The following is a 15,240-nucleotide window of genomic DNA, read 5'->3' as shown; positions in this document are numbered from 1 at the left end:
TGTTAGATAAATGTTAATTGAAAAGCTGTATTCTTTAATATCGTTTACATTCAGTTAACATTAAAAAACATGTTTATAAAGAGAGGTGTAATATTCGTCGCGTTTGTTGATTTAGATTTATCCATAAAAAAAACAGCCTCCGTTAAACGAAGGCTGTTTTTTGAATATAGTGAGTAAAACGGTTTTAGTTACTAGCAGTAGTAATTGTAGCCGTTTCATTTTTGTCCGAGCTTGCTAAGGTTAGCATTAAAGCATCTAAAGATAAAGTATTAGCTCCTAAAGATTCTTTAATTTGTGTGGTGTGGTTAGCGGCGACGTTAACTTCTATAGTTTTAGTTTCGTAACCTACAAAACTTAGTGATACGGTATATGTACCAGGGTTTAACCCTTTAAGTGTAAAATTACCTTCTTGATCTGATATTGTTTTATCTCCAGTTTCTTTAATAGATACACGAGCCATTTCTAGAGGTGTATTGTTAGCCTCTAAGTCTAGCACGTTACCTTTAATAGTTGCACCATCTTGAGCAAACATAATGGCCGATGATAAAAAAGCGAATATTAAAAAAATATGTTTCATTACTTTTTAGATAAAAATATTTTGCTCTGCAAAATAAAGGCACAAACGTAATTTTAAGGTTACGTAATTATTAAACAACAGTAATTAAAACGTTACCCTAATGTTAAGCGAATTTTTATTTATGTTTTAATAGGAAATGTTATCTTGCCTGCACATAAATTTTTACCATGAACTGGGAGCAATTACTATCCTTAAAGCGCTTTGGCGACACCAATAAACGTATTAGAAAAGAGCAAGACGAAACCCGTTTAGGCTTCGAGGTCGATTACGATCGTGTTATTTTTTCATCAGAATTTAGAAGTTTACAAGATAAAACTCAGGTTATTCCATTATCTGAAACCGATTTTGTACACACCAGATTAACCCACAGTTTAGAGGTTAGTGTTGTGGGTAGATCGCTTGGCCGTTTGGTTGGTAAAAAACTACTAGAAAAACACCCGCATTTACAAAGTTCATTGGGGTATCAAGCTAACGATTTTGGAGCCATTGTAGCCGCAGCAGCTTTAGCGCACGATATTGGTAATCCACCATTTGGACATTCAGGAGAAAAAGCAATAGGTGAATTTTTTATAACAGGAGCGGGAAAAAATTTCCGAAGCCAGTTGACAGATAAAGAATATCAAGATCTTTGCGATTTTGAAGGTAATGCTAACGGATTCAAAATTTTAACCGAAGATCGTGCAGGACGCCCTGGTGGATTAAGGTTGTGTTACGCCACACTAGGTGCTTTCATGAAATACCCAAAAGAGTCCTTGCCTAAAAAGCCAACAAAACATATAGCCGATAAAAAATACGGTTTTTTTCAAAGTGAAAAAGAAGCTTTTCAAGATGTTGCGAACGAACTTGGTTTAATAAAACGAAGTGAAAGCGATATTAGCTACTCACGCCACCCATTAGCATTTTTGGTAGAGGCCGCCGATGATATTTGCTACACCATAATCGATTTTGAAGATGGTATCAACCTTGGACTTATTCAAGAAGAATATGCGTTAGAATACCTTTCAAAAATTATTCGTCATAATATTAGACCCGAAAGTTATTATGCGCTTTCTACCAAAGAAGACCGTATAGGTTACCTACGTGCACTCTCTATTGGCTCGCTAATAAACGAAGCTGTAGATATTTTTATGGATAACGAAGAAGCTATTTTAAATGGCACTTTCGATACCGGATTGCTCGATAAAAGTCAATACGAAGCACAAATAAACGATATTATAAAAATAAGTATCGATAACGTTTACCAATCTACCGAAGTCGTCGATAAAGAAATTGCAGGTTACGGCGTTATAAACACTCTGCTAAATACCTACGCCACAGCAGTAAACAACGGCTTTAACAACACGGCATCAAATTACGACAAACTTATACTAAAAAGCTTGCCAAAAAACATCAATACCACCAGCACAAGTCTATATAAGCGCCTATCTAGCGTGTGTTATTACGTGTCTTTGCTGTCCGATAGTAAAGCCATTTTAGAATACAAAAAAATAAAAGGAATCGGATTTTAAAACCATAGTTTGGGCGTTACCCAAGGGTCGGGCTTTCACTACTCGCTTTTTTGTGTTGCAATAGGTGCAACAACACAAAAAGAGCTCAAACAAGCCGTTCAATCCCTAACGCAAATTCGGCTAAACCTTAAAGTTTAGTCGTTAAAATATTATAAATTTATCTCATGAAAATTTTACACCTCGATACCAATCACGAATTATTAATTGAGCAATTAGCCCAAGCAGGCTTCACAAATCACGAAGATTATACTTCTACAAAACCTGAAATAGAAGCTAAAATTGGTGAATATGATGGTATTGTTTTGCGTAGCCGTTTCACCATCGATAAGCAATTTTTAGATGCGGCTACAAATCTTAAATTTATAGGTAGAGTAGGTGCAGGCTTAGAAAATATAGATTGCGATTATGCCGAACAAAAAGGTGTGTATTTAGTTTCCGCACCCGAAGGAAACCGTAATGCCGTAGGCGAGCATAGTTTAGGTATGCTTTTATCATTGTTTAATAAACTAAACAAAGCCGATGCCGAAGTACGCGAAGGCAAATGGCTTCGCGAAGCCAATAGAGGTATCGAGCTCGACGGAAAAACTGTTGGGTTAATAGGTTACGGAAATATGGGGAAAGCCTTTGCTAAAAAGCTTAGAGGTTTCGATGTTGAGGTGTTATGTTACGATATAAAAGCCAATGTAGGCGATGCAAATGCAAAACAAGTAACATTAGCCGAGTTTCAAGAAAAAGTAGATGTAATAAGCTTGCATACACCACAAACGCCACTAACGGTAAACATGATAAATGCTGAGTTTATCAATGCTGTTAAAAAACCATTCTGGCTAATAAATACAGCACGCGGAAAAAGTGTAGTGACTACCGATTTAATGAACGCTTTAAAATCTAAAAAAGTTTTAGGTGCTGGACTCGATGTTTTAGAATACGAAAAAGCATCTTTCGAGAATTTATTTACAAGTAGCATGCCCGAAGCTTTTCAATATTTAATAGATTCGGAAAACGTGCTCTTAACACCGCATGTTGCTGGCTGGACTATAGAAAGTAAAGAAAAACTAGCACAAACTATAGTAGATAAGGTTCTAGCTAAATTTTGTTAACTTTATGTTTTCAAAATAAAAAGTATGCCAACTAAAGCTACAACCGTTACTGATTACTTAAATGCGTTACCCGAAGATCGGAAAGTAGCCGTAAATAAGTTGCGCGAGCAAATACTAGATAATTTACCAAAAGGCGTTGTAGAGCACATAAGTTACGGTATGTTGGGGTATGTAATTCCGCATACGGTTTATCCTAGCGGTTATCATTGTGATAATAAATTACCCCTGCCATTCATGAATTTGGCAAATCAGAAAAACTTTATAGCCGTATATAGTATGTTACTTTACGCCAAGCCCGATCTTATGGATTGGTTTGTTACCGAGTATTCAAAACGCTGTAAGTATAAACTCGATATGGGTAAAAGCTGTGTGCGTTTCAAAAAAATGGAGGATATTCCATTTGAGCTAATTGGTGAGTTAACAGCAAAAGTTACGGTCCAAGAGTGGATTGAAATTTACGAGAATTCAATAAAAAAATAATAATGCTTTCTTCCTAAGAAAAAAAATAAGGCTATGAAAAGAGTAACAGGGATAGGTGGTTTGTTTTTTAAAACAAAAGATCCAAAAGCAACAAAAAATTGGTACAAAAAACATTTAGGTTTTAATACCGACGATTATGGTAGCACGTTTTGGTGGAAAGATAAAGAAGGGAAAGATTGTTCTACACAATGGAGTCCGTTTTCCGAAGACACAAAATACTACGAGCCTTCTAAAAAAGATTTTATGTTTAATTATCGTGTAGAAAATTTACATGAGTTACTTAAAGTTTTAAAAGAAGAAGGCGTTACCATTGTTGGTGAAGTTGAAGAATACGAGTACGGAAAGTTCGGCTGGATTTTAGATAACGATGGTAATAAAATTGAGCTTTGGGAGCCTAACGATAGTGCTTTTTTGTAAATTACCAGCGGAATAATACAACTTCAATTTAATTGACTTACCTCGAAATTATTCAGGATTATAGTTTATCTACATTACAATGGTTAGCCATTGGTTTTGCTGTGTTTTTACTTGGGATTTCTAAATCTGGAATAAAAGGCATCGGCATTATTATTGTGGTTATGTTAGCCTTTGTTTTTGGCGAAAAAGCATCGACTGGTGTTTTGTTGCCCATGCTTATTTGTGCCGATATTTTTGCTGTAATTTATTATAATCGGCATGCACAATGGGATATTATTAAAAAGCTAATTCCATGGATGATTGTTGGTGTGCTAGTTGGTGTATGGGTTGGTAACGATATTTCCGAATTGGTTTTTAAACGGCTTATGGCTATCATTATAATAGGTTCGGTTTTAATCATGATTTATACCGAGCGTAAAAAATCAGATACTATTCCTACCAATAAATGGTTTTCTAAAACAGCAGGGTTTTTAGCGGGTTTCACAACTATGATCGGAAATTTGGCCGGACCGGTTTCAAATATTTATTTTCTTGCCATGCGTTTTCCAAAAAACGAATTTATTGGCACAGCTGCTTGGTTGTTTTTTATAATTAATGTGTTTAAACTCCCTTTTCATATTTTTGTTTGGGGTACGGTAACAAAACAGACCTTAGTTTTAAATTTTACTTTAATTCCAGTTGTGATTATAGGTTTTTTTACAGGTGCTTATTTAGTAAAACGCATATCAAATGTTAATTATCGTAATTTTATTCTTACATCTACTGCTATTGGCGGGCTTATAATGTTATTTCGTTAGGTTTTAATAGTTTTGTAGAATATTTTTTTTATTACCTTTAACATCTAATAAATTTTAACTTATAACAATGTCAGACGAAAAAAATTTAGGCGACGATCTTAACGATATGTTAGGCGATGCTAAAGATGGTGCAAAAAAAGCAGCTGGTGAAGCTAAGCAATCAGCTTCAGAATTCTCAAAAGGCGCAAGCGAAGTGCTAGACGCAGAAAATAAAAAATTAGTTGCAGGTGTTGTAGCTATTTTAATTGGTAGTTTAGGAATCCATAAATTTATTTTAGGATATACTAAAGAAGGTATTATTCAAATAGTAGCTACTTTTGTTACTTGTGGTATAGCGGGTATTATTCCATTTATAGAAGGAATCATCTATTTAACTAAATCTGATGAAGAATTTTATAATACATATCAAGTTGGAAAGAAAGGTTGGTTCTAACCCTTAATTTTTTCAAGATATAAAAAAAGCTGAAACCTTATGGTTTCAGCTTTTTTCATTTTATGTAACTAAGAATAAGTGTTAAGATTCAGTATTTGTGTTTCCTGTAAACTTACGTTCTAATTCTGCTTGAAACTCTTCCATTACTGGGCGAACTGTACTTTCTGGTAAGTCGGCTATTTTAATATACATTAAGCCGTCTACGGCATTATTAAATAGCGGGTCTACGTTAAATGCTACTAAGCGAGCATTTTGTTTTATGTACTTTTTAAGTAATACAGGCAGGCGCAATGCACCTGGTTCTATTTCGTCAATAAGCTTATCGAATTTGTTTAAATCTGCTTCCGTTTCATCGAAAACAAAATCTTTATCGGCATCTTTCAGCTTCACTTTAAATTCCTTTTTAGGGTGTACGTATTGCGCAATATAAGGATCGTAGTAATGCGATTTCATAAACTCAATCATTAACGATTTTGAGAAATTAGAAAACTGATTACTTATACTCACCCCACCAATTAGAAATTTATGCTCTGGGAAACGCAAGGTAATATGTACTATACCTTTCCAAAGTAAAAATAAAGGCATTGGTTTTTGTTGGTATTCTTTAATAATGAAAGCCCGACCCATTTCTATAGATTGGCTCATCATTTTATATAATTCAGGCTCGAATCTAAATAAGTCTTGAAGATAGAAGCCGTCTATGCCATATTTTTCAAATATTTGAGAGCCTAAGCCCATGCGGTAAGCACCAGCAAGTATGTTGCGCTCGCGATCCCATAAAAACATGTGGTGATAATATTGATCAAAGGCATCTAAATCTATAGCTTCATTAGTGCCTTCTCCAACTTCACGGAAAGTGATTTCGCGTAAGCGGCCAATTTCACGTAGTATGTTTGGTGCATCTTTAGCTTGAGCTAAAAACACCTCGTAATTTTTACTTTCTAGAAGTCTAGAGTCGCTTGCTCTAAGCGCTTCAACTTCCTTTGTCATAATAACAGCGTCTACCGGTGTTACAATGTTTTTAGGTGGTTTGGGGGTTTTTAATGTAGATGAAATGCTATCTAGTATTTTCGATTTCTTTTCAAAAGCATTAGCCAACATGTATGTTTTCTTTCTTAAAAAATTAGAAAAATCATCTAAGGAAACATGTTCTTTTTGGTCGGCAACCGAAATAGGTTTCCCGATTCTTACTTTTATAATTCGTCGTTTTTGACTTAAAACCTCCGATGGAAGTTTGGCTGTTCTAAAGGTGTCGCTAATTTTAGAAAGCCTGTAAAATAACTTACTGTTTTTAGCATGAAAGTATATTGGTACCACCGGTACTTCGGCACGTTTTATTAATTTTAGTGCAGATTCTTCCCAAGGTTTATCGATTACTAATTTCCCGTCTCTGTAAGTTGAAACTTCTCCAGCAGGAAACAAACCTAGCGGATGCCCGGCACGTAAGTGTAGAATAGAGTTTTTAAAACCAGCAATGCTCGATTTGGCATCTTTTCTCCCTTCAAAAGGGTTTACTGGCATAATATAAGGTTGCATAGGTTGTATGCGGTGTAGCAAGAAATTAGCTATTATTTTAAAATCGTCGCGTTGTTCTAGCATTAATTTTAAAAGTAAAACACCATCGATACCACCGAGTGGATGGTTTGAAACCGTGATATAAGCACCATCTTTAGGTAGACGTTTTAAATCTTCCTCTGGTATTTCGAATTTAATTTGAAATTCTTCTAAAATTTTATCTAAAAACTCGATGCCTTCGAGGTGATTATTACGCTTATAAAACTTATCTATGGTTGATATTTTAAGCACTTTCATAAGGAGCCAGCCAATAAAAGTGCCAATAAAACCATATTTATCTAGTTTTATCGCTTTAGCTACTTCTTTTGGGGTAACTAAGCCTATGTTCGTTGAGTTGGTCATGGCTGTAAATGTACTAAAATATACGTTTTAATTAAACAGTAACTATTTGCACGGTTTCTGGGGTTAACTGTTTTAATAACACGGTTTTGTCTGTTTCAATTTTATTAATTGCCAAATCGTTATAATGGCGAATGGTGTAAAGCGAGGCGTTTTGGTGACAAACAACCTTAAATTTTGATTTTAAATGATGTAATAATGAATCGAGATTGTTGTAATTATTTTCGATACAAACAGAAAAACTTATAGCTGAATTTTGAATAACATCGACCTTCATCTTGTATTGATGTAAAAGGCTGAATATTTCGCTAATGTTTTCTTCAACAATATATGAAAAATCTAAGGATGAAAGTGAAATTAAAACCTGATTCTTCTTCACAATAAAACACGGAATCATGGGGTCTAAAGTGGTGTTTTTACCAATTTTAGTACCGTTAGCTTCCGGATTTAAAAATGATTTTACATACAGCGAAATTTCTTTGCCTTGTAGAGGTTGTAAGGTTTTTGGGTGAATGACTGATGCACCGTAAAAAGCCAATTCTATAGCTTCGCGATATGATATATTGTTTAATAGTTGAGCGTTTTCAAAGTAACGCGGATCGGCATTTAAAACACCCGGAACATCTTTCCAAATGGTTACACTTTCTGCATTTAAGCAATAGGCGTAAATAGCTGCAGTATAGTCACTGCCTTCTCTGCCCAATGTTGTGGTGAAATTATTGGCATCGCTACCTAGAAAACCTTGTGTAATGTTTAAAACAGACCGATTAAATGTGCTCGAAATTAATTGCTGTGTGGCGCTCCAGTTTACGTTGGCTCTGCGGTAATAGTTGTCGGTTTTTATATGTGTGCGAACATCAATCCAATTATTAGCGATGTTTATTTGATTTAAATATTCGCTAATTATAGTTGTTGAAACAAGTTCGCCAAAACCTATAACTTGGTCGTAAACAAAACTGTAGTCGGGCGATTTATTACTAGTTAAAAACTGGTTGAGTTCACTAAAAAAAGTATTCACTTTTTTAAAAACTATATGGTCTTCATTTGGGAATAAATCTAGTAAAATTTCATTATGAAACTTTTTAATTTCTTGTATGGCACTTTGTAATTCTGACTTGTTTTCAAAGTAATTTTTAATAACAAGTTCTAGAGCATTGGTGGTTTTGCCCATAGCGGAAACAACTATTAGCGTGTTTTTATAACCTACTTTTTGTAAAACAGATGCTATGTTTTTTACACCATTTGCATCTTTTACCGAGGCTCCACCAAATTTATAGACTTGCATGTTTACTTGTTTTATTTAAAGGATTTTAGATATTCAATTTTTCAATATACGTTTTTATGCCTGCTTCATCTAATTGAACTACATCCCAATCTCGCATAACGTTTGCTCCTTTTTTCTCATAGAAAGCAATAGCCGGTTCGTTCCAGTCAATAACTTCCCAGTTTATACGTTTAACGCCTTTATTGTGTCCGTATTTTACAACCTCGTCTAAAAGTGCTGTGCCCATACCCGAACCTCTCATTTTCTGACTTACAATTAAATCTTCTAAATGAATTATTTTACCTTTCCATGTAGAGTAGCGGTTGTAAACCAGTGCAATGCCTTCTACTTTTTTATCCGCTTCAGCAACAAAACAATGAAAAGCGGGTTGGGTTCCAAAGCCATCATTTTCTAAGTCTGCTAAGGTAACTTCAACCGCATCGGGTTCTTTTTCGAAAACAGCTAACTCGTTGATTAGATGGAGAACTTGTGGCATATCCTCTTTTTTGGCGTTTCTTATTGTAAAATCCATAATGAAAATTAAATTTTTTCAAAGATACTTTAAAGTTAAATATGTTTGGGTACATAACTTTAACGAAAACGTTGTAGTTTCTTATTTTTTATAGATATTTGCACAAACAAAACAAAACACTTTTATGTCTCACAAAAAACAAACTTTAGGAGAGTTTATTATTGAAAATCAGTCGTCGTTTAAATATTCCTCGGGCGAATTATCTAGCCTTTTGAATTCTATTCGATTAGCGGCAAAAGTTGTAAACCATGAAGTAAACAAAGCCGGATTGGTGGATATTATTGGTGCTGCCGGTGATACTAATATTCAGGGCGAAGATCAACAAAAACTAGATGTTTATGCAAACGATAAGTTTATACAAACGTTAACTAAAAGAAATATTGTTTGTGGGATTGCAAGTGAGGAAGAAGATGATTTTATTGCGATAAATAGTCAAGATGAAAACCATCAAAATAAGTATATTGTTTTAATTGATCCTTTAGATGGTTCGTCTAACATTGATGTTAATGTTTCTGTAGGAACAATTTTTTCTATTTATAGACGTGTTACGCCAGTAGGAACACCTGTAACTTTAGACGATTTTTTACAAAAAGGAAGCGAACAAGTAGCAGCTGGTTATGTGGTTTATGGTACATCGACTATGCTAGTTTACACAACAGGAGATGGTGTTAATGGTTTTACTTTAAACCCAGCGATTGGATCGTTTTACTTATCGCATCCTGATATGCAATTTCCAGAAGATGGAACTATTTATTCTGTAAACGAAGGAAACTATATTCACTTTCCTCAAGGTGTGAAAAATTATATTAAATATTGTCAACAAGAAGAAGGAGATAGACCTTATACTTCTCGATATATTGGATCTTTGGTGTCGGATTTTCATAGAAATATGATAAAAGGTGGTATTTACCTTTACCCACAAAGTTCTAAAAATCCTGATGGTAAATTACGTTTGCTTTACGAATGTAACCCAATGGCCTTTTTAGCTGAACAAGCTAATGGTTTTGCGAGTGATGGGTTTACTAGAACAATGGATGTAGATCCAACGGAGCTTCACCAGCGCGTGCCATTTATTTGTGGAAGTAAGAATATGGTATTAAAGTGTGAAGAGTTTATGAAGAACGCTAAATAATAGTTAATAATTTTATAATGAAAAATGCGAGCCTTTTGGTTCGCATTTTTTTTGTTCAATAAATTAGGTTAAAAACAAATCTGTTTTATTTAATTGTTTTAGGCTTTTCTAGTACATAACCAATAATATCACTTTGGTAATTCAGAAAACTATGCCAGGGACCTGCTAGCCAAAGTAGCACTTTATAGCCTTCACCAGTTATAATAATTGGACGGATGTTTTTATGCTTCGAATCATAGGTGATTTGCTCCCATTTAATTTTTGAAGTTTCATCTTTGTTTTTCACCTTTCCAAAATAAATTTCATGTTTTTTATTTTTGACCTTACCCGTATTAGGGTCTACGGCAGAAGAAATAAATACATTTTTTGGATTATCATTATCTAGAGCCATTAAACCAGAATAACTACTTTGACCTGGGTATAAGCCAGGGCCAGCATATGCAATTTCTCTATCTATCCATTTTTTGCCATTCCAATTAGCCAAACGAAAACGAATATCGTTTTCTTTTACATACAGTGTATATCCAATAAAAGGTCTTTCTTTTTTATCTTTTCCTAAATCACATGTCCAAGCCGCATTAGGTACACTTCCAGAGTCTTTGGATTTTTCTTTGGTTTCACTACCAGTATATATTTTATCTGCTTCAGATGTTTTTAATGGACCTTCCGATAAATCTTTAATCTTCTTTCCATTAGCATTATAAAAAGAGGTCCCATCAAAATCAGCATAATAAATGCTATTACCATAATTTGCTGGGTGAGCATCAGTAAAGGAAACACCTATTAAATCCTTGTTTTTCTGCATATATCGTACATAAGGTCTATTCCTTCCTGGGACTTCATCTTCAATAAAATGTGTACGGTTTCCCCAAGTATCACCTTCATTAGTGGAGGTAATGAAAGTAGGATTTCGATTGTGTCCATCTCTAAAAAAATTATAAAGCAACTTTTTCTTTTTGATGGAATATAAATTCATGTAAGTAACACCCATCCATCTGTTGCCTTCAGGAATTTCAAAACCATGATCAAAAACCTGCTTTTCTCCCCATTTTAAATAGTTATTAGGCTTAGAAATACTGTAGTAATGATACTGTTCATGACCGTGTTTTGCCCATACAGCAACTAAACTTCCGTCAGGTCTAACATGAAAAACGGGTGAGTTATGGTCATCAATTTCAAAGTTTTTATCTAAAATGCTAACTCCAAGGTTTTTATTTGTTTTTAAGTCAAAAACTCCAACACGTATATCTCCACTTACACCACTAATAGCTCCTATAATCAATTTTCCGTTATGAATTATTGCTCTAGGAGATTCATACCAACACCATCCACCGTCTTTCATGAATGTTTTAATCTCTTCATCCATTTTAGGATATGCACTTTGTGAGTTACTTACTAATTGTGTAAGTAATAATAAAGCTAATAATATTAATCTGTTTTTCATTTTTTTTAATTCTAAAATTTTGAACTCATCATTATATCAGTATGGTATTCCTTTTCATTTATTTTCTGTCCAGACATCCAGAATAAAGCATGGTTTTGTCCGTCAGTTATAATTGGGTGAAACTGATTGTGGACCGGGTTAAAAGTTAATTGTTTCCATTGCCAAATTTTATTTATTTTTTCACCACTAAAAAGTTGGTATAAACCATTTGGCAGCGGCTGTTTAGTTTTAGGATGAAAGGCACTTGATATTATTACTTCCTGTTTATTTGGATGTAATGTTATACTTCCCTTTATATTGTTGTCACTTTTTTTATCATTTGAAAAAGAGCATAATAATTCTTTTTTCCATTTGTTCTGTTTTAAACTTGCTAGGTAATAATTATGTTTATTTCCCTCAATCGATGTATATGCTACTTGAATGTTTTTCTTTTGTTTTTTTACAGTAAAGAGTGTGTCGTTATTTGAAAGTAAGTTAATTAGCGGAATATCATTGTTCTCAAAACAATTTCGCCAATTTTGTAAACAATCAGCATTTTTATTAATAGTATTTGATTCTTTTAAGCCTTTCTTTTCCATTGGCTTCCATATTGGTAAATAAATATTTTGAGACAATAACGTATAGTTGTTTTTAGCTTTTGCATAAGTCACCTGTATAGTATCTTTGTGCAAAGGAAATATAGAAGGGGTAAATTCTGGAAAACCATTTTCTTTAGAAAATAACTTTAGTTCTTTACGAGCATATGCACTTACATTTGGATGTTTATTAAAATTAAAAGCTGTTAAAGCTCCAGTGCCATCGTGTTTAATATATGATGTGAAAAAACAATTACGATGTGTAATAACTGAATTCTTATTATATGTAGGCCAAAACCCGTCCCGTACTACTACGCGAGGAATAAAAGTATTGTCTATAAGTAGATTCATTTCAGACATGGCGTTGATTTTCAGTATTTCGGTACCTGCTAGTATAAATGCTCCTGCAGCATAATCAACATTATCATGTGGTCGGACTTCATGAGGTGATCCTGCTACGATTTGACTATAACCTAGTTTTCCATATGGGGTTACACAAGACATTAGTCCCGTCCAACCTTTTAAAACTGTAGATATAAAATATTCTTTAGGTAGCCATCCTTCTTTTATGCCTTTGGCCATACCGTATATATAAAAGGCAGACCCGCTTGTTTCTTTAGTTGTTATCCATTCAGGGTCGTTTAAGCTTGAACGCCAAAGACCGTCTTCCATTTGATATTTTGCTAGGCTATACGCCATGTCTTGAAACAACTTAATATATTTTTCTTTTATTGGGTCGTTATCAGGTAAATATTCAATTAAGCGAGCTAAACCAGCAAATACCCATCCATTACCACGGGCCCAATATATTTTTTTGCCATTGGGAGTACGATCCTTTTCTGTTTTTATTTTATCGTTTCTATGGAATAGTTTTTGATCCGGAGCATAAAGAAAATCAACAGAATCCCAATATAAACGATGTAGCATTTCGTAATAACGCTTATCTCCAGTGGCTTTTCCTAGACGAGCATATACCGGTGGTGCCATGTATAAAGCATCACACCAACTCCAAGTATTACGGCCTGTTAAAGGAAGATTCGTTTTTTGATTACTATTTTTTTCTCCTGGAAAGATTTCTTTTCGGTTGAAGTATACAGAAATTTTTTCATGTAAGGTTTTAAAAATCTTAGGGTCTTTTTTTACAAAATAAATGTCTAAGTAGGTTTGAGCAGGACAAATATCGTCTGCGTTTATGGGTCTGTGGATATCCCATTCCGATTTTTCTCCCCAGGCATAGGCCTTATCTAAATACCAATTATCACCTGTTACGTTGTAAGCTGCAACGAACGATGAGAAAAATGTTCCGGCTAACCAGTTTTTTGTTGGAATATCTTCTCCATATTTTTCTATTTGATATTCTGCAACTTTTCTAATAGTGCTTTTTATATTGTTTTCTTCATAAGTATGTGCATCTATGACTGAAAATGGAATAGTGCTAATTGAAGGGTATTTATGATAGCTTGTTTGAGCACTTACAGCTGTATAGATAGTTATATAAATAATAAAAATGCTGAAGTGTTTCATTTATATGAGTATTGAATTTTAGAATTGATGTAAATTTAACTTATAGTAATCGTATAAGTTTTATGTTGATGTTGTTTTACGCTTGTTTTTACGGTAAAAAGTTCTCGTGAACCCTTGTTTATTGGTGGTTTAGTGTTTTTTGTTTGTGTGAGATATTTTAGCTTATTTGGTTGGTCTTTGATATTTACTACCTTTGATTTAATTAAATACGATTTAATTTAGAGTTAAAAAGACACATGTTCAACCAAAGTGAAATAATTAATGCTTTAACTAAAGTATTAGAAAGTAAAACATTTAGTAAATCTACGACCACTAATGTTTTGCTAAAACTCTTAGTTGAATCTACGATAGAAGGACATACAATAACTGCTTATACAGTAGGTCTTGAATTATTTGGAAAAAGATATGATCCTAAAAAAAGTGATGTAAATATAAGAGTAAATATATCTCACCTTAGAAAACGTTTAAAACGTTATTATGAAGAAGAAGGAGTATATGATCCTATTGTTATTTCAATTAAACCTGGGCAATACAATACTACTTTTTCTGCTAGAGAGGAAAAGAAAAATAATAGTCTTAAAAGAAAAAAGATTGTAGGGTTTATTTTTTCGTTTGTAGTTTTTACTGCTGTTGCCTTTTTTTTATTAAAACCAAGTAATAAAGTATGGAAACCTATGTTTGATAATGGGTTTGAGACAACACTTTATTTAGGAGATGTATTTGGGTATTCGGGCTCTACTATTTTTAACAATACTGGTTGGCACAGAGATTCTAAAATTAATTCGGTTGAAGCTTTTTTAGAACATACTAAAAAGAACCCAGAGCGGTTTGAATCTCTTATACCTAGTGAATTTAGTTATATTGTTTTTGAGAACGCATTTAACATAAAGCCATTTACTCAATTTTTCACTAAGAACAATTATAATTTCTCTATAAGACCTATCTCTAATTTTAAAACAAGATCTATTAAGGACCGCAATACCATTTATGCAGGGCCTCTTTTTACTCAAAGCTCATTTAATGAATTATTCAATGATTTTTCGTACAACGTTAGTTTAGAAGTGAAAAAAGAAGAATCTAACCACTATTCATTTAATTATACGAATGAAGAAGGGGAAAATAAAATAATAAAGATAAACTCTAGAGATAGTGAGGGGGAATATGCGATAGCTTCAGGTTTTAATGGTCCAAATAATAGTAGGCATTATATCTTTTTCTCTAACCACGGTATGGGTTTAACATCAGTGATTGAATATTTTACAGATATAGATTCTGTTCAAGAGTTTTCAGACGCCTATTTAAGTGCGTCTAATGAATTCATAGCTATATTCTTTGTTAAAGGAAAAGACCGTACTAGTTTGTCTATGGAACTAGTTTTTTTTGATGATAATAAATAATAATACGAAAATAGAATTAAGGAACTCTAAGTCCTTGATTTCGTGATTTGATGAAGAAGATAAATGATATTTATAGCAGTATAAAAATCATGCATGCTAAGGCATAAAAAATGCGAGCTCTAAGGCTCGCATTTTTAATACACTAT

Annotated in this window: 14 protein-coding genes; 8 read left to right on the top strand and 6 right to left on the bottom strand. The window is 33.5% G+C overall.

The window, feature by feature from the left end:
• Window positions 1-184 precede the first annotated feature (184 nt).
• Window positions 185-577, bottom strand: coding sequence for a carboxypeptidase-like regulatory domain-containing protein (locus DFQ06_RS09705; RefSeq protein ID WP_052415189.1), 393 nt, complete (start codon window positions 575-577; stop codon window positions 185-187).
• A 167-nt stretch (window positions 578-744) separates the two neighbouring features.
• Between DFQ06_RS09705 and dgt the strand changes: the two genes are divergently transcribed.
• The 6 genes from dgt to DFQ06_RS09675 all read left to right on the top strand — a co-directional run bounded on the left by dgt (window position 745) and on the right by DFQ06_RS09675 (window position 5,312).
• Entirely contained in the window at window positions 745-2,085 is a 1,341-nt protein-coding gene (gene dgt, locus DFQ06_RS09700; protein ID WP_074936824.1) for a dGTP triphosphohydrolase, read from the top strand.
• A gap of 164 nt (window positions 2,086-2,249) precedes the next feature.
• Window positions 2,250-3,185, top strand: a complete 936-nt coding sequence (locus DFQ06_RS09695; RefSeq protein WP_133967450.1) for a 2-hydroxyacid dehydrogenase — start codon at window positions 2,250-2,252, stop codon at window positions 3,183-3,185.
• 24 nt (window positions 3,186-3,209) lie between these two features.
• Window positions 3,210-3,665, top strand: a complete 456-nt coding sequence (locus DFQ06_RS09690) for a DUF1801 domain-containing protein (protein WP_042502461.1) — start codon at window positions 3,210-3,212, stop codon at window positions 3,663-3,665.
• A 33-nt stretch (window positions 3,666-3,698) separates the two neighbouring features.
• Window positions 3,699-4,082 carry a VOC family protein gene (locus DFQ06_RS09685; RefSeq protein ID WP_042502462.1) on the top strand — a complete coding sequence of 128 codons (384 nt, stop codon included), beginning with the start codon at window positions 3,699-3,701 and terminating at the stop codon, window positions 4,080-4,082.
• Between the two features lie 32 nt (window positions 4,083-4,114).
• Window positions 4,115-4,879, top strand: a complete 765-nt coding sequence (locus tag DFQ06_RS09680) for a sulfite exporter TauE/SafE family protein (protein ID WP_133967448.1) — start codon at window positions 4,115-4,117, stop codon at window positions 4,877-4,879.
• Window positions 4,880-4,946: 67 nt separating this feature from the next.
• Window positions 4,947-5,312 (top strand): TM2 domain-containing protein, encoded by a 366-nt coding sequence (locus DFQ06_RS09675; protein ID WP_081958594.1) that lies wholly within the window; start codon window positions 4,947-4,949, stop codon window positions 5,310-5,312.
• A gap of 81 nt (window positions 5,313-5,393) precedes the next feature.
• On the opposite strand, the gene DFQ06_RS09670 is transcribed toward DFQ06_RS09675, so the two are convergent.
• Genes DFQ06_RS09670 through DFQ06_RS09660 form a run of 3 tightly spaced genes read right to left on the bottom strand, consistent with a single transcriptional unit; the run spans window position 5,394 to window position 9,022 of the window.
• Window positions 5,394-7,229 (bottom strand): GNAT family N-acyltransferase, encoded by a 1,836-nt coding sequence (locus DFQ06_RS09670; RefSeq protein ID WP_042502464.1) that lies wholly within the window; start codon window positions 7,227-7,229, stop codon window positions 5,394-5,396.
• A gap of 31 nt (window positions 7,230-7,260) precedes the next feature.
• Window positions 7,261-8,511 carry an aspartate kinase gene (locus tag DFQ06_RS09665; RefSeq protein WP_133967446.1) on the bottom strand — a complete coding sequence of 417 codons (1,251 nt, stop codon included), beginning with the start codon at window positions 8,509-8,511 and terminating at the stop codon, window positions 7,261-7,263.
• 25 nt (window positions 8,512-8,536) lie between these two features.
• Window positions 8,537-9,022, bottom strand: a complete 486-nt coding sequence (locus tag DFQ06_RS09660; RefSeq protein ID WP_042502467.1) for a GNAT family N-acetyltransferase — start codon at window positions 9,020-9,022, stop codon at window positions 8,537-8,539.
• A 124-nt stretch (window positions 9,023-9,146) separates the two neighbouring features.
• Here DFQ06_RS09660 and fbp point away from each other — a divergent pair, with 124 nt between their 5' ends.
• On the top strand, window positions 9,147-10,154 hold the full coding sequence (fbp, locus tag DFQ06_RS09655) for a class 1 fructose-bisphosphatase (protein WP_074936831.1): 1,008 nt from the start codon (window positions 9,147-9,149) through the stop codon (window positions 10,152-10,154).
• An 85-nt stretch (window positions 10,155-10,239) separates the two neighbouring features.
• Here fbp and DFQ06_RS09650 read toward each other — a convergent pair whose 3' ends face one another.
• Both DFQ06_RS09650 and DFQ06_RS09645 read right to left on the bottom strand, forming a co-directional pair.
• The gene (locus tag DFQ06_RS09650; RefSeq protein WP_133967444.1) at window positions 10,240-11,598 is read right to left on the bottom strand and encodes a BNR-4 repeat-containing protein; all 1,359 of its coding nucleotides are present in this window, start codon (window positions 11,596-11,598) and stop codon (window positions 10,240-10,242) included.
• An 11-nt stretch (window positions 11,599-11,609) separates the two neighbouring features.
• Window positions 11,610-13,697, bottom strand: coding sequence for a glycoside hydrolase family 88/105 protein (locus DFQ06_RS09645; protein WP_133967442.1), 2,088 nt, complete (start codon window positions 13,695-13,697; stop codon window positions 11,610-11,612).
• Window positions 13,698-13,933: 236 nt separating this feature from the next.
• Here DFQ06_RS09645 and DFQ06_RS09640 point away from each other — a divergent pair, with 236 nt between their 5' ends.
• Window positions 13,934-15,094, top strand: a complete 1,161-nt coding sequence (locus DFQ06_RS09640) for a hypothetical protein (protein ID WP_133967440.1) — start codon at window positions 13,934-13,936, stop codon at window positions 15,092-15,094.
• Window positions 15,095-15,240 lie beyond the last annotated feature (146 nt).

Source organism: Algibacter lectus, from assembly GCF_004368925.1.
GTDB lineage: Bacteria > Bacteroidota > Bacteroidia > Flavobacteriales > Flavobacteriaceae > Algibacter > Algibacter lectus.
The sequence above is the reverse complement of the archived record's forward strand: the minus strand, read 5'-3'. Positions and strand labels throughout refer to the sequence as shown.

What these genes read in the sequence shown, in the direction of transcription:
- DFQ06_RS09705 (WP_052415189.1), bottom strand. Translation starts at nt 577, where the DNA reads ATGAAACATATTTTTTTAATATTCGCTTTTTTATCATCGGCCATTATG.
- dgt (WP_074936824.1), top strand. Translation starts at nt 745, where the DNA reads ATGAACTGGGAGCAATTACTATCCTTAAAGCGCTTTGGCGACACCAAT.
- DFQ06_RS09695 (WP_133967450.1), top strand. Translation starts at nt 2,250, where the DNA reads ATGAAAATTTTACACCTCGATACCAATCACGAATTATTAATTGAGCAA.
- DFQ06_RS09690 (WP_042502461.1), top strand. Translation starts at nt 3,210, where the DNA reads ATGCCAACTAAAGCTACAACCGTTACTGATTACTTAAATGCGTTACCC.
- DFQ06_RS09685 (WP_042502462.1), top strand. Translation starts at nt 3,699, where the DNA reads ATGAAAAGAGTAACAGGGATAGGTGGTTTGTTTTTTAAAACAAAAGAT.
- DFQ06_RS09675 (WP_081958594.1), top strand. Translation starts at nt 4,947, where the DNA reads ATGTCAGACGAAAAAAATTTAGGCGACGATCTTAACGATATGTTAGGC.
- DFQ06_RS09670 (WP_042502464.1), bottom strand. Translation starts at nt 7,229, where the DNA reads ATGACCAACTCAACGAACATAGGCTTAGTTACCCCAAAAGAAGTAGCT.
- DFQ06_RS09665 (WP_133967446.1), bottom strand. Translation starts at nt 8,511, where the DNA reads ATGCAAGTCTATAAATTTGGTGGAGCCTCGGTAAAAGATGCAAATGGT.
- DFQ06_RS09660 (WP_042502467.1), bottom strand. Translation starts at nt 9,022, where the DNA reads ATGGATTTTACAATAAGAAACGCCAAAAAAGAGGATATGCCACAAGTT.
- fbp (WP_074936831.1), top strand. Translation starts at nt 9,147, where the DNA reads ATGTCTCACAAAAAACAAACTTTAGGAGAGTTTATTATTGAAAATCAG.
- DFQ06_RS09650 (WP_133967444.1), bottom strand. Translation starts at nt 11,598, where the DNA reads ATGAAAAACAGATTAATATTATTAGCTTTATTATTACTTACACAATTA.
- DFQ06_RS09645 (WP_133967442.1), bottom strand. Translation starts at nt 13,697, where the DNA reads ATGAAACACTTCAGCATTTTTATTATTTATATAACTATCTATACAGCT.
- DFQ06_RS09640 (WP_133967440.1), top strand. Translation starts at nt 13,934, where the DNA reads ATGTTCAACCAAAGTGAAATAATTAATGCTTTAACTAAAGTATTAGAA.